This is a genomic window from Cupriavidus sp. HE11, assembly GCF_056097175.1.
Genome location: NZ_CP184465.1, coordinates 301,160 through 314,221 on the forward strand (window position 1 = coordinate 301,160; position 13,062 = coordinate 314,221).

12 protein-coding genes are annotated in these 13,062 nt (G+C 65.8%); 5 read left to right on the plus strand and 7 right to left on the minus strand.

Annotated elements, in window-relative coordinates; translation table 11 throughout:
- The first annotated feature begins 144 nt into the window (after positions 1-144).
- The gene (locus ACOABP_RS18820) at positions 145-906 is read left to right on the plus strand and encodes a bestrophin-like domain (RefSeq protein WP_474229432.1); all 762 of its coding nucleotides are present in this window, start codon (positions 145-147) and stop codon (positions 904-906) included.
- Between the two features lie 327 nt (positions 907-1,233).
- On the opposite strand, the gene ACOABP_RS18825 is transcribed toward ACOABP_RS18820, so the two are convergent.
- A complete protein-coding gene (locus ACOABP_RS18825) occupies positions 1,234-1,689 on the minus strand; it encodes a universal stress protein (protein ID WP_474229434.1) in 456 nt (151 codons plus the stop codon).
- Between the two features lie 203 nt (positions 1,690-1,892).
- On the opposite strand from ACOABP_RS18825, the gene ACOABP_RS18830 reads away from it, so the two are divergent.
- From ACOABP_RS18830 to ACOABP_RS18840, 3 genes are all read left to right on the plus strand, one after another.
- Positions 1,893-3,548 carry a L,D-transpeptidase family protein gene (locus ACOABP_RS18830; RefSeq protein WP_474229435.1) on the plus strand — a complete coding sequence of 552 codons (1,656 nt, stop codon included), beginning with the start codon at positions 1,893-1,895 and terminating at the stop codon, positions 3,546-3,548.
- A gap of 25 nt (positions 3,549-3,573) precedes the next feature.
- Entirely contained in the window at positions 3,574-4,140 is a 567-nt protein-coding gene (locus tag ACOABP_RS18835; RefSeq protein WP_474229437.1) for a YcbK family protein, read from the plus strand.
- A 186-nt stretch (positions 4,141-4,326) separates the two neighbouring features.
- Positions 4,327-6,294, plus strand: a complete 1,968-nt coding sequence (locus ACOABP_RS18840) for an acid phosphatase (RefSeq protein WP_474229438.1) — start codon at positions 4,327-4,329, stop codon at positions 6,292-6,294.
- Positions 6,295-6,361: 67 nt separating this feature from the next.
- Here the strand turns inward: ACOABP_RS18840 and ACOABP_RS18845 are convergent, their stop codons facing one another.
- Positions 6,362-7,303 carry a GlxA family transcriptional regulator gene (locus tag ACOABP_RS18845; protein WP_474229439.1) on the minus strand — a complete coding sequence of 314 codons (942 nt, stop codon included), beginning with the start codon at positions 7,301-7,303 and terminating at the stop codon, positions 6,362-6,364.
- Between the two features lie 139 nt (positions 7,304-7,442).
- On the opposite strand from ACOABP_RS18845, the gene ACOABP_RS18850 reads away from it, so the two are divergent.
- On the plus strand, positions 7,443-8,243 hold the full coding sequence (locus tag ACOABP_RS18850; RefSeq protein WP_474229441.1) for an SDR family NAD(P)-dependent oxidoreductase: 801 nt from the start codon (positions 7,443-7,445) through the stop codon (positions 8,241-8,243).
- 21 nt (positions 8,244-8,264) lie between these two features.
- Here the strand turns inward: ACOABP_RS18850 and ACOABP_RS18855 are convergent, their stop codons facing one another.
- The 5 genes from ACOABP_RS18855 to ACOABP_RS18875 all read right to left on the minus strand — a co-directional run bounded on the left by ACOABP_RS18855 (position 8,265) and on the right by ACOABP_RS18875 (position 12,986).
- Positions 8,265-9,113 (minus strand): substrate-binding periplasmic protein, encoded by an 849-nt coding sequence (locus ACOABP_RS18855; RefSeq protein ID WP_474229442.1) that lies wholly within the window; start codon positions 9,111-9,113, stop codon positions 8,265-8,267.
- Positions 9,106-9,894, minus strand: a complete 789-nt coding sequence (locus ACOABP_RS18860; protein ID WP_066740127.1) for an ABC transporter permease — start codon at positions 9,892-9,894, stop codon at positions 9,106-9,108. The genes ACOABP_RS18855 and ACOABP_RS18860 overlap by 8 nt, the downstream gene beginning before the upstream one ends.
- Positions 9,891-10,811 (minus strand): ABC transporter ATP-binding protein, encoded by a 921-nt coding sequence (locus ACOABP_RS18865; RefSeq protein WP_474229443.1) that lies wholly within the window; start codon positions 10,809-10,811, stop codon positions 9,891-9,893. Before ACOABP_RS18865 ends, ACOABP_RS18860 begins: the two co-directional genes overlap by 4 nt.
- Before the next feature lie 9 nt (positions 10,812-10,820).
- The gene (locus tag ACOABP_RS18870; protein WP_474229444.1) at positions 10,821-11,894 is read right to left on the minus strand and encodes an ABC transporter substrate-binding protein; all 1,074 of its coding nucleotides are present in this window, start codon (positions 11,892-11,894) and stop codon (positions 10,821-10,823) included.
- Positions 11,895-12,005: 111 nt separating this feature from the next.
- A complete protein-coding gene (locus ACOABP_RS18875; protein ID WP_474229446.1) occupies positions 12,006-12,986 on the minus strand; it encodes a Bug family tripartite tricarboxylate transporter substrate binding protein in 981 nt (326 codons plus the stop codon).
- Positions 12,987-13,062: the final 76 nt, after the last annotated feature.

A 13,062-nucleotide genomic window follows, 5' to 3' on the forward strand; every position in this document is an offset into this window, starting at 1 on the left:
GTATCGGCATGGCGCGAGAACCGGGCCGCCGGGAAACGATGGGGGCATGGCAGACGAATCTGTTTAAGTAGCCAAAAGAAGCTTTCACTTGATCCGCCGACCGGGCTTGGGCAGCATTTCCCCACCACCGATCAGGGAGGTGCCATGCGACCGCTCGTCGGCCATCCGGGCCTGCTGTTTGTCTTGCTGTTGGTGTTGATGGGCATTGCCACCGCCATTGGCGCGCTGGTCATGCGCCGCATGCGTCCGCTGGCCAGCGACAGCCGGGACGACTTCAACATCATCCAGGGGGCCACGCTGACGCTGCTGGCGCTGCTGATCGGCTTCACACTGTCGATGGCGGTTGGCCGGTACGACCAGCGCAAGAACCTGGAGGAAGAGGAAGCCAACGCCGTCGGCACCGAATACCTGCGCGCGGAACTGCTCGAGCGGAACTCGGACGCGATCAAGGCGTTGCTCGCGCGCTATCTGGAGCAGCGCATCCGCTACTACCAGACCCGCGATCATCAGCAACTCGACCGCATCGAGACCGAGACATCGCAGATCGAAGACGAGATGTGGAAGCTGGTGCGCGGCGCGGCCCGCGAGGCGCCGAACCCGATCACGGCGCTGGTGGTGGCAGGCATGAACGACGTGATCAACTCCCAGGGATACACGGAAGCTGCCTGGCGCAATCACATACCGCTGGCGGCCTGGGGGCTGATGATCATCATCGCCTTCTGCAGCAGCCTGATGCAGGGCTACGGCGCGCGTACCGAAAGCACAAAGATCGTGCTGCTGCTGGTGGTGCCGCTGACGGTGTCGTTGTCGCTGGCGCTGATCGCCGATATCGACAGCCCGCGTGGCGGGCTGATCCGGGTGGTGCCGCAGAACCTGCTCAGCGTGCAGGAATCGTTGAAACGCTAGCCACGCCGCCTGTTTTTTTCAAGGACGAGATGGGGGTCAGTTGCAGCCAGGAGAAGGTGTTCAATTCAGCTACCGGACAGCGTTGCCGTGCGGGCTTGCCGAGCATGAGTATGGACATATCTTCTTCGGCCGTTCCGAAGCAACGCCAAGCGTCAATCCCGAAGAGGCTGACTGCTTCGCTTGGCGCCGGCCTGGCAAGATCGGCCGTGGCATGTCCCGTAAGCCCGAGGTTTTCACGGCATGGTTCCGGCTTGTGCTACCCCGCGTCGAGGCGGCATTTGCCGCCCGGAATTCATGTGGTATCGCGTTGCCGTAGCACCAGCTGCATCAATGCACGGACTCGCCGCGAATCAGCAGGACCGGCTTGTTGGACTTCGAGATCACGCCCTCCGACACACTGCCCATGATTACGCGCCGCATGCCGCGCCGGCCATGGGTGCCCATGATGATCAGGTCGGCTGGCCAATGATCGGCGCATCTGACGATGGTTCCGGAGATATTCCCAGGCGACACTGGCTTTTCGACCAGTTCGGTCAGGCAGCGCACGTTGGCGTTCTCGAAGCGGCGCGCGGCGGAAGCCAGGGCCTTTTGACCCACATCGATCATGCCGCCCACGATCTGGCTGGGGTCGATATGGGCGTACTCGAAGAACAATTCGCTGTCGTCTACCACAAACAGCACCTTGACTTCGGCCGCCAGATGCTTGGCCAGCCCCACGGCCTGTGAAATGGCCAACTCCGAAGACGGGCCGCCGTCTATTGCCACGAGAATCCGTTCGTACATCGATCCACCTCCGCATTGATGTTGTCGCTGTAGACAGCATAGTTCGCGGCATGGCTTGTTAATTGACCTGCATCAAACGCCTGGCAATAGTAGAAACTTTGTTTTCAGATGTGTGAAGGGATGGATACGTCACGATGTTCGGATACGATACGCAAAGGACAAACGCTATCGACCTTCATACGATGACAGTTGCCCCTGCAGCCATGCCAGCCACGACGGCGAACGCCACGGCCTTGCGTTCGCATCGCCTTTCACCTGGTCCCGCGCCGTTTTCCGGGCGAGCCCGTTCCGTTTGCAGTTCTCCAATCTCCTTCCTTGCCAGTGCCGGGGCGGCCTGGCTGCTGTGCAGCGCCACGGCGGCGTGGGCCCAGCCGCCGCAAGGTCTGCTGTGGTTTGCCGACGGGCGCCCGTCGCAGGCGGCGCAAGCCGCCGTCAAGGCATTGAGTGGCGCCGGCGCCGATGGTCTGGACCCGCGCGACTACGACGCCGATGGCCTGCAGCGCTCGCTGGCGCAACTGGTTGACGACCCGGCCGCCCCGTCGGACGCGGCGCAGCGCTTTGACGGCGCGCTAACGGGCGCCATGAAGCGCTACCTGTCCGATCTGCACCGGGGACGCGTGGATCCGCGCAAGGTCCACGCCAATTTCTCGGTCAGCAATCTGCCGCCGTTCGATCCCGAAAGCTATCTGCGCAACGCCATGGCCGCCAACCGGCTGACCGACGCGATGCGCGAAGCCGCGCCGTCGTTCCCGCTCTACGGCACCCTGCGCGATGCGCTGTCGAAATACCGCAGGCTCGCGGCCGAGCCGTACTGGAAGAACCCCCTGCCCGCCATCGCTGCCGGCAAACTGACGCCGGGGCAGTCCTACAGTGGTCTGCCGGTGCTGGCCCAACGGCTGGCAGCGCTGGGCGACCTGCCGGCGGGCACGCCGGTGCCGCAGCGCTATGAGGGCGCGCTGGTGGATGCCGTCAAGGCGTTTCAGGCGCGTCATGCCCTGGATGCCGATGGCGTGATCGGCGCGGGTACGCTGGCGCAGCTCAATGTGACGCCCGCCGCGCGCGTCGACCAGATCGTGCTGACGATGGAGCGCCTGCGCTGGACGCCACTGGCGGAAGGCCCGCGCATGATCGTCGTCAACGTGCCCGAGTTCGTGCTGCGCGCCTATGACTACGACGAAGGCAAGCTCGACATCAAGCTGGAGATGAAGGTCATCGTAGGCAAGGCGCTGGATACGCGCACGCCGCTGTTCAAGGAGGATATGCGCTATATCGAGTTCAGCCCGTACTGGAACGTGCCGTCGTCGATTGCGCGCAAGGAGGTCATCCCCAAATCCCAGCGCGATCCGGGCTATTTCACCCGGCAGGGCTTCGAGTTCGTGTATGGCAACCAGGCCAACGCCACGTTCAGCCAGGCCAATGTCGATGCGGTGCTGAACGGGCAGGCGCGCATTCGCCAGCGGCCCGGCCCGCTCAACGCGCTCGGCGATATCAAGTTCATCTTTCCGAACAACCAGGCCATCTATCTGCACCATACGCCCGCGCCCGAGCTGTTCAAGCGCGGCCGGCGCGATTTCAGCCACGGCTGCATCCGAGTGGAAGATCCCGTGGCGCTGGCGCAATTCACGCTTCAGGGCATGCCCGAATGGACCCCGGAGCGTATTCGTGAGGCAATGACGGCGGGCAAGTCGAAGACCGTTGCACTACAGCAGCCGGTGCCCGTGGTGCTGGCCTATGGGACAGCCATTGCGCGTGCCGATGGGCGGGTATACTTCGTGCCTGACATTTACGGACAGGACAAATTGCTGGACCAGGCGCTGCGGCAGCGCACCGGTGCCAGGCCTGCCGTACGGCCTTCCTGAATGCCGCGCCGTTGTAAAAGTTTCCATGCCTGAATCCAGTTCCAACCAGCGCCGCCGTTTTTTTCATCGTGCAGGTGCCATCGCGGTAGGCGCGGGCCTGTCGACGCTGGCGCCCCGCGCGGCCCTGGCGGCGCTGGGTCCCGACGCCAGATCCCTGTCGTTCGAGCACACCCATACCGGCGAACATCTGTCGCTGGTCTACGCCATGGGCGACCAGGTGCTGCCGCAGGCGCAGACGTCGCTCAATCACTTTTTGCGCGATCACTACTCGGGCACGGTCGGTGAAATCGATCCGAAGCTGTTCGGCCTGCTGTTCGCACTGCGCCGTGAAGTGGGCAGCGATGCACCGTTCCAGGTGATTTCGGGCTACCGCTGCCCGATCACGAACGAGCGCCTGCGCAAGACGCGTGGCGGCGGCGTGGCCAGGCACAGCCTGCACATGGACGGCATGGCTATCGATGTCCGGCTGCCCGGCGTAGGGCTGGCCGATCTGCGCGACGCGGCGCAATCGCTGCAGGTTGGCGGGGTCGGCTTCTACAAGTCCGAGAACTTCGTGCACGTCGACACGGGCCGCGTGCGGCACTGGGGCTAGGTGCGAACCAGCCCGGCCCGGTCGCCCGCGCAGGGCGATGGCCGGCGGATATGACACGGTGTTGTACGGAAACCGAGTGATTCGTCGACATCAGTGGTTATTGCTTCACATATATGACATGAGACGTCTCTAGACTGCGTCCTCTTTCGACGGCCTGGTTGCCGTCTTTCTTCAGAGGACCCTCTCATGTCTCTTTCCCAGCCCGGGATTCCATCGGCCATTGCGGTCGCTTGCCTTGCCCTCCTGCTCAGCGCCTGCGGTGGCGGCGACGACAACAATCAGAATGCCTCCACTGCCACGCCGCTGGCCGTGCCGGCGCCGCCGGCCGACCCTGGGTTTGTCGACAGCGCCCCCGTACAGGCATCGGTGCTGCCATTTGTCGACAACATTGCCACGAACCAGCGCGGCGACGCGCGCTACGTGACCGTCGAGACCAATGCCGGCGTACGTCTGGTCAAGGGTTTCCTCGATGTCTGGGAACCGCTGACGCGCCTGGTTGACGCCGGTGCACCGGCCGCCGCCAACGGAACCTTCCCGGCTGTCGCCGCGTCCGCGTGGACCGGATTGCCGAACGACGGCACGGCCGGTGGTTCGGTGACCAATGCCGCTGCGCACAGTGCGAACATCCAGTACGTCATCAACGCCACCACGCAGCGCACGGCTGCGCAGGCCGAGGCTGCGTACTACGATGACCGTCGTGGCAAGAACTACAGCGTGACGGACGGCATGGGCCCGCTGACGGCGGCATGGCGCGCCGCCGCCCAGCAGACCACCACGATCACCAGCATCCCGGCCGATGCCACCACGGTCAAGTACGACGACGGCGGCAACAACACCGGCGTGGCGGGCGCCACCAATGCGGCGTTCGGCGACGTGATCACGATGGTCAACAAGGTGGGCGACAACGCGTCGACCGAGCCGGCCAAGCGCTTCTACAAGTACGCCCGCCCGTACCGCTGGAGCTCGAGCGTGGTCCTGGCGCCGACGCTGGTGCCGGCCATCAGTACCGATCCCACGACCGACGGCGGATTCATCAGCGGCCACACCGCCGAAGCGCTGCGCAATGCCGTGGTGATGGCCTACCTGGTCCCCGAACGGTTCCAGGAAATGCTGAGCCGTGGCATGGAACTGGGCGAAAACCGTATCCTTGCCGGCATGCATTCGCCGCTCGACGTGATCGGCGGCCGCATGCTCGGCATTGCCTCGGCCGCAGCCAACCTCTATGCACCGGCCAATGCCACGCTGAAGACTTCGGCCTATACCCAGGCCCATGCCACGCTGATGGCCGCCACCGGCACCACGCCGGCCACGTTCCGCACCTTCGCGCAGTCGGGCACCGCCAGCAACGACCGCTTTACCGACTACGCCGCCAACAAGGCCAACTTCCTGCGGCGCATGACGTTCGGCTTTGCGCAGATCAGCTCGGCGACGGCTGACGCCGTGGTGCCCAAGGGCGCCGAAGTGATGCTGGAAACGCGCTTCCCCTACCTGAGCGCAGACCAGCGTCGCGTGGTGCTGAAGACCACCGAGATTGCCTCGGGCTATCCGGTCATGGACGATGCGGAAGGCTGGGGACGCCTGAACCTGTTCGCCGCTGGCGACGGCTATGGCGCGTTCAACGGCAACGTCGTGGTGTCGATGGATGCCGGCAAGGGCGGCTTCAGCGCCAACGACATCTGGCGCAACGATATCGCGGGCGCCGGCAAGTTCACGCTGTCCGGCACCGGCAACCTGAAGCTCGGCGGCGCCAATACGTATTCCGGCGGCACGCAGGTGGCAGGGGGCGCGCTCGAGGCGGTCTCGGCCAAGGCCTTCGGCACGGGCGATGTCTACCTGGGCGCGGGCTCCGTCATCATCAATGCGCCGCAAAGCGTGGCGATTGCCGGCAAGTACACGCAGCTGGCCGACACCACGCTCGATCTGCGCGTTGGCCCCAATGGGCAGGGCCGCATGACCGTGGCGGGCCTGACGACCATCTCCGGTGGCACGCTGCACATCGCCTTTGTCGACGGCTTTGCGCCCAAGGCAGGCGACACGATTGCCGTGATCACCGGCAGCAGCGTCAAGGGCCAGTTCGCCACGGTTGCCGTGGATGGCTACAAGGCCACGCCGGTCTACTCTGCGAACGGCGTGCAGATCCGCATCGACGGCTGATCCGGCAAGCAGTGAAGTCCCCTGTCGCCGCGCTTTCGCGTGCGCGGCAGCGGGACGGTGGCGCAACCTATCCCCTCGCCTCTCTCCGCACCGCCTGCGGCGGCATGCCGAAGCCCCGGACAAAGGCCTCGCGCAGATGCCGGCGGTCGCGGAATCCGGTTTCCTTTGCCACCACGTCCAGTGGATGGCGGCTTTGCTCGATCATCAGCCGTGCAGCCTCCAGGCGCAGGCTTTCCACCGCCTTGGCCGGTGACTGTCCCGTTTCGGCCGTGAACACGCGGCTGAACTGCCTTGGGCTCAGGTGAACGGCGCCGGCCAGGTCTTCCACGGTCAGCGGCTGGTGCAGATTCTTGCGTGCGTAGTCGAGCGCACTCTGGATGCGGTCTGACTTCGGGGCCAGGTCCAGCAACTCGGAATGCTGCGACTGGCCGCCGGAGCGGCGCTGGTACATCACAAGCTTGTGGGCCACCGACCGCGCGACATCGGCCCCGAAATCGGTCTCCACCATCGCCAGTGCAAGGTCCAGCCCGGCCGTCATGCCGGCCGACGTCCAGATCGGCCCGTCGACGATATGGATGCGATCGTCCTCCACGCGGATCTGCGGGTGCGCACGTTGCATGTCCCGCGCATAGAACCAGTGCGTCGTGGCGCGGCGGCCATCGAGCAGCCCTGCCTCGGCCAGGATAAATGCCCCGGTACAGATCGATGCCACCCGGCGGGCCCGTGGCGCGGCCTTGCGCACGACATCCAGCACCGGCTGCGGCGTGGGCGTGGCGACGGGGTCTGCCGCCCCGGCCAGGATCCACGTATCCACGGTGGCCCTTGAACTGACGGCGCGCGTGTCGACCGCCATGCCCAGCGACGAGCGCACCGCCCCGCCCGCCACCGAGTAGCTTTCGATCCGGTAGAACGGCTCTCCCGCCACCAGATTGGCGTACTCGAACACGCTCTGTGCCGCCAGCGCCATCACCTGGAAGCCATCCATCAGCAGGAATCCCACCCTGTGCATGCTGCCACTCCGTTTTTGCTCGATGTCCTGAAACATGACTATATACGTCATTTCGGCCAACGGTGATCCGGCCTACGATGCTTCACATGGATGCGGCGCATCCGAACCCAATCCCAACCGCACCGAATGGAGAAGCATCATGACGCAGCAACAACACCTGGGCACGGCACTGGTCACCGGCGCATCGTCGGGCATCGGCGCGATCTACGCGGATCGCCTGGCACGGCGTGGCTACGACCTTGTGCTCGTGGCGCGCAACCGCGCCAAGCTCGACGCACTGGCGCGCCGGATCACCGATGACACGGGCCGGGCCGTCGAAGTGTTTGCGGCCGATCTCAACGACCGCGCCTCGCTCGCCGGCGTGGAGGAAAAGCTGCGCACCGATGCCAGCATCACGCTGCTGGTCAACAACGCCGGTGTCGGCACCCATACGCCGCTGCTGGACAGCGACGTCGACGCGATGACCCGCATGATCGACCTGAACGTCACCGCGCTGACGCGCCTGACCTACGCGGCCGTGCCGGGCTTCGTGGCGCGCGGCAAGGGCGCGATCATCAATATCTCGTCGATTGTGGGCATCGCGCCGGAAGTGCTGAACGGCGTCTATGGCGGCAGCAAGGCGTTTGTGACCGCGCTCAGCCAGTCGCTGCATCATGAAGTGGGCGCCCGGGGCGTGCGCGTGCAGGCGGTGCTGCCGGGCGCCACGGCCACCGATTTCTGGGAAACCGGCGGTCTACCCGTGGAAAACCTGGACCCGGCGATCGTGATGCAGGCCACCGATATGGTCGATGCCGCGCTGGTCGGCTTCGACAATGGCGAACTGATCACCATCCCGTCGCTGCACGCCATCGAGCACTGGAATGCCTATGAGGCGGCGCGCGGTGCGATGTCCGGTGTGCTGTCGAACAGTGCGCCGGCCCCGCGCTACGCGAGGGCCTGAAGTTTCCAGCTGCCAGCGGGTTCAGGAATGGCAGACAAGGCCGTCCTGCAACTGGCTGGCCTCGTAGGCCACATCGCCGGCCCGCTGTTCGCGGGCGCGCTGCAGGGCACCGTCGCGGCGCCAGTCGCGGCCGGCCTGCTCGAACCAGGCGGCGGATTGCGGATCGGCGGCATGCAGGCCGATCTGCGCAGCGTGGGTGTCGGCCTGCAGGTCGCCATCGAGCTTGCGATAGAAGCGCCATTCCTGCAGCGTCAGCAGGCGCGCCACCACCGGCGCATCGTCGGCAAGCGCCTGGCATTCGCCGGCCAGAAAGCCGGTGGCCGCCCGAATGGATGACGCATAGACCTTTGGCACACCGTGGACGTCCTGCGCAATGCGTGTGGCATAGGCACTGCCCTGCCCCACGCAGACCGGCTGACCGCGCAGGTCGGCAGCCCGCTGATAGCGGCTGCCGCGCAGCACCAGCAGCGAACCGTCGCCCACGGCATAGGCCGACGCGACCGGCACCACCGCGTCGCCACCCGCGGCCGGGCTGGCACCCGCGATCACTACATCGACATGGCGTTGTGCGGCCTGCCATGCCGGCGATCCCGGCTCGCCGGGAAGCCCCGTGATCTGCAGCGTCACGCCAAGGCGATCGGCCACATAACGCGCCATGGCGACGTCGAAGTTGTCGGGTGCGGGCGGCGTCGGCGCCTTGGGCGGCGCGGGGCGCGCATACTGCCGGACGCCCACCACCAGCGTGCCGCGCTGCTGCACCGCCTGCAGCCAGGGGCCGGGGGCCACGGGCCGCGTCACGGCATAGGCCGCAGCGATGCCGGCCAGCGCCAGCAGCGCGGCCAGCCAGCGGTATTGGCGCAACCTAGCCATTGAGCGTCAACCCCTTGCGCCAGCGCGTCAGCCGGCGTTCCACCACCGCCAGCACATAGTTCAGCGCGAGGCCCAGCAAGGCCAGCAGCAGGATGCCCGCGTACATCGTCGGGATCTGGAACACCTCCTGCGAATTCAGCGTCAGGAAGCCCAGCCCGGAATGCGCGCCAATCATCTCGGCAGCCACCAGCGCCGTAATGCAGTAGGTACCCGCGAGCCGCACGCCGGTAAAGATCGACGGGGATGCTGCTGGCAACACCACCTTGCGGAATACGAACAGGCGGTTGGCCCCCATCGAACGCGCGGAATCGATCAGTAGCCGGTCTACCTGCTTGACGCCACTGATCGTGCTCAGCAGCACGGGCCAGAACGATGCCCAGAAGATGATGGCTACCTTGGACGTCTCGCCAATGCCCAGGAACAGGATGAACACCGGGAACAGCGCAAAGGCCGAGGTCTGTCGAAACAACTGCAGGATCGGGTCGACAATGGCCTCGAAGCGGCTGAACCACCCCATCAGCAGGCCCAGCACCACGCCCAGCACGATGGCCGACAGCAGTCCGTACAGCGACCGCTGCAGGCTGGCGAACAGGTGCTTGAACAGCGCCCCGCTGCTGACCAGGTCCCAGATCGTGACGATGATCTGCGACGGCGGGCTCAGGTAGGCATCGCTGACGATATGCAGGCGCGGCACCAGTTCCCAGATCAGCAGGAAGGCGACGATACCCAGCAGGCCAAGCGCCCGGTCGCCCAGGCGCGAAAGCGAAGCGGCGCGGCTCATGATGCCGCCTTTGCCACGGGGGCCGCCGTTTTCTCCGCGACAGCCGCCGGCTGCCCGACCTGCGCGCGCTCGCCCTGCAGCCGTTCGCCCGGGTTGGCCGTGGCGCCCAGCGGGCGCGGCACGGCGGCCGGGTTGGAAAACTGCACTTCGTCCTTGAGGATGTCCCAGGCCTGCTGGCGCAGCCGGATAAAGGCTTCGGAATTGCGCACCTCGGCGGCGCGCGGGCGTGGCAATGGCACGTCGATGATCTGCTTGATGGTGCCCGGGCGCCGGGTCATCACCGCAATACGGTCGGACAGGAAGATCGCCTCGTCCAGGCTGTGGGTAATGAACACGATGGTCTTGCGCCGCTGCTCCCAGATGCGCAGCAACTCGCCCTGCAGGATTTCGCGGGTCTGGGCATCCAGCGCCGCAAACGGCTCGTCCATCAGCAGCACTTCGGGCTGGTAGGCCAGCGACCGGGCGATTGCCACGCGCTGCTTCATCCCGCCCGAAATCTCGTGCGGATAGCGCTGGCCGAAACCGGTCAGGCCAACCAGTTCCAGGTATTCCTCGGCAATCACACGGCGCCTGGCCTTGGGCACGCCGCGAATCTCCAGGCCCACCTCGATGTTCTGCAGCACGGTGCGCCACGGGAACAGCGCGTAGCCCTGGAAGACCACGCCCTGGGCGGGGTGGATGCCGCGCAACGGCTGGCCGTCGATGGCGATGTCGCCGCCCGTACGCTCGGTCAGGCCCGCCAGGATGCTCAGGAAGGTGGACTTGCCGCAGCCGGACGGCCCCAGGATGGAAAGAAACTCGCCCTCGCGGATATCGAGGTCGAAGTCGCGCAGCACGGCCACGTTGTCGGCGCGGCCTGCTTCATTGCGCACGGCATAGTCCATCTTGACACCGCGCGCCACGATCTTGTGGCTCATGGTGCGGTCCTATGCCTTGGCGAACGGGTTGAAATCGTTCGTATAGATGTCGCGCGCGGCCACCTTGCCCCTGGTCAGCTTGCCTTCGGCCTCCAGTACGTCGATGTAGTACTGGATCGGCGGCTCGGTGACCACGAGGTTGTCCACGTAGGCGTAGCGGTCGACGTATTCAAGCTGCAGGTTGATACGCCTGGACACCAGCTTGCGGGCCTCTTCGGGGTTGGCGTTGACCCAGTTGGCGGCCTTTGCCAGCGCCGTCACCACGTCGCGCACGTTTTCGGGGTGCTCGCGCAGGAACTTGCCATGCACGCTGTACGGCTGCATGCCGCCCAGGCCGCCATCGAGGTCAAAGTCGCTCCACAGCCGCGTGAGCTTGTCGGCATGGTCTGCGCGACCCGAGAACGGCGCATGGATGATGGCGAGGTCGGTGTTGCCGGTGGCCAGCGTCTGTTCGGCCTGGTCGTCCGGAATCACCACGAAGTTGATCTTGTTGACGTCCACCCCCTTCTGGCGCAGGAACGTCTTGGTCACGAACTCGGCGCAGGCGCCAAAGCTGTTGATGCCGATGGTCTTGCCTTCCAGGTCCTTCGGCGCGCGAATGCCCGAATCCTTGCGCACGAAGTACTTCATGTGCGGCGCGTCCTGCAGCGTCTTGTTGCCGGCCGCCACGATCTTGAGATCGGCCCCGGCCGCCACGGCCGAGATCACCAGCGGCACCATGCGCGAGCCAAAATCGATCTCGCCCGTGCCGGTCAGCGGAATGATCTGCGGCGCGGCCACCTTGCCGATGTAGTTCGGGCGCGTGTTGGTGCCCTCGAAATAGCCGAGCTGGTCGGCCAGGTAGACCAGGTCGAAGGTTGGGTTGTCCGGGTACTTGAAGCTGACCTTGTCGCCTGCATTGCCGATCACGGCTGGGGCGGCCGGCGCGGCCGGCGTGCCTGCCTGGGCGGCAGGACTAGCGGCGGAATCGCCTTTCGAGCAGGCGGCCAGCAGCGGACCCATGGTGCCGGCCACTGCCAGCGATGCCAGTTGCTTGAGCGCGCCACGGCGGCCGGGCGCGGGAGAGGAAAGTTCGAAGGCCATATTGTTGTGTGATGAGTGCAGTTTCCGTTCGCAGTATTGCGAAGCGCCGCACTCCCACACAACGAAGACTTTTGACTATCGATATCGGATTCGCCGATGGTTAGCCGATGGTCAGTCGATGCTGGCGCCGGAATCGCGCACGAGCTTCGACCACTTCACCGTGTCGTGCTGGATCAGGGTCGAGAACTGCGCGGGAGTGGACGTCAGCGGCGACGCCCCGGCCTGCAGCAGCTTGTCGCGCGTCGCCTTGTCCTGCGCGATCCGCGTGATCTCGCCGGCCAGCTTGCCGACGACGTCGGCCGGCAGCCCCCTGGGACCGACCACGCCAAACCAGACATCCGCCTCGTAGCCGACGATGCCCGCCTCGGCCATGGTTGGCACATCGGGCAACGCGGGCGAGCGCGTGGCGCTGGTCACTGCCAGTGCGCGCAGCCGGCCCGCCTTCACGTGGGGCAACGAACCGGGCAGGTTGTCGAACATCAGCTGCACCTGGTTGGCAAGCAGGTCGGCCATGGCCGGGCCGCTGCCCTTGTAGGGTACGTGGGTGATCTGCACGCCCGCCATCGATTTGAACAGCTCGCCGGACAGGTGGTTGGTCGTGCCATTGCCCGCCGACCCCATGTTCAGCGCGTTCGGGTGCGCCTTGGCGTAGTCGACCAGTTCCTTCACGCTTTTCGCAGGCACCTTCGGGTTGACCACCAGGATGTTCGGCACGCCCGCGAACAGCGCCACGGGCGTGAAGTCCTTCTGGGCGTCGAACGGCAGGCGCTTGTACAGCGAACTGTTGATCGATTGCGTGCCCACGGTGCCGAACATCAGCGTGTAGCCGTCGGCGGGCGACTTGGCGACCACGTCGGAGCCGATCGTGCCGCCCGCGCCTGGCCGGTTGTCCACAATCACCTGTTGCCCCAGCGATTCGGACAGGCGGTTCGCCAGCACGCGGCCCAGCAGGTCGGTGGTGCCGCCGGGCGGAAACGGCACCACCAGGCGGATTGGCTTGTCGGGGAACGCGCCCGCGACAGCCAGCGGGGATGTCACGGCAGCGCCCAGTGTCAGGCAGGCGGCGGCGAATGCATGCGCAATCGGTTTCATGGGGGCAGATCTCCGGGTCGGACAGTCGTGGGAATGGAATCGCGTGCCGGCTTGTTGGCTGGTGGCTAGTGGCCGG

Coding starts and splice junctions, on each gene's coding strand:
- ACOABP_RS18835 (WP_474229437.1), top strand. CDS start 3,574: ATGCCTGAATCCAGTTCCAACCAGCGCCGCCGTTTTTTTCATCGTGCA.
- ACOABP_RS18870 (WP_474229444.1), bottom strand. CDS start 11,894: ATGGCCTTCGAACTTTCCTCTCCCGCGCCCGGCCGCCGTGGCGCGCTC.
- ACOABP_RS18820 (WP_474229432.1), top strand. CDS start 145: ATGCGACCGCTCGTCGGCCATCCGGGCCTGCTGTTTGTCTTGCTGTTG.
- ACOABP_RS18850 (WP_474229441.1), top strand. CDS start 7,443: ATGACGCAGCAACAACACCTGGGCACGGCACTGGTCACCGGCGCATCG.
- ACOABP_RS18865 (WP_474229443.1), bottom strand. CDS start 10,811: ATGAGCCACAAGATCGTGGCGCGCGGTGTCAAGATGGACTATGCCGTG.
- ACOABP_RS18825 (WP_474229434.1), bottom strand. CDS start 1,689: ATGTACGAACGGATTCTCGTGGCAATAGACGGCGGCCCGTCTTCGGAG.
- ACOABP_RS18860 (WP_066740127.1), bottom strand. CDS start 9,894: ATGAGCCGCGCCGCTTCGCTTTCGCGCCTGGGCGACCGGGCGCTTGGC.
- ACOABP_RS18845 (WP_474229439.1), bottom strand. CDS start 7,303: ATGCACAGGGTGGGATTCCTGCTGATGGATGGCTTCCAGGTGATGGCG.
- ACOABP_RS18830 (WP_474229435.1), top strand. CDS start 1,893: ATGCCAGCCACGACGGCGAACGCCACGGCCTTGCGTTCGCATCGCCTT.
- ACOABP_RS18840 (WP_474229438.1), top strand. CDS start 4,327: ATGTCTCTTTCCCAGCCCGGGATTCCATCGGCCATTGCGGTCGCTTGC.
- ACOABP_RS18855 (WP_474229442.1), bottom strand. CDS start 9,113: ATGGCTAGGTTGCGCCAATACCGCTGGCTGGCCGCGCTGCTGGCGCTG.
- ACOABP_RS18875 (WP_474229446.1), bottom strand. CDS start 12,986: ATGAAACCGATTGCGCATGCATTCGCCGCCGCCTGCCTGACACTGGGC.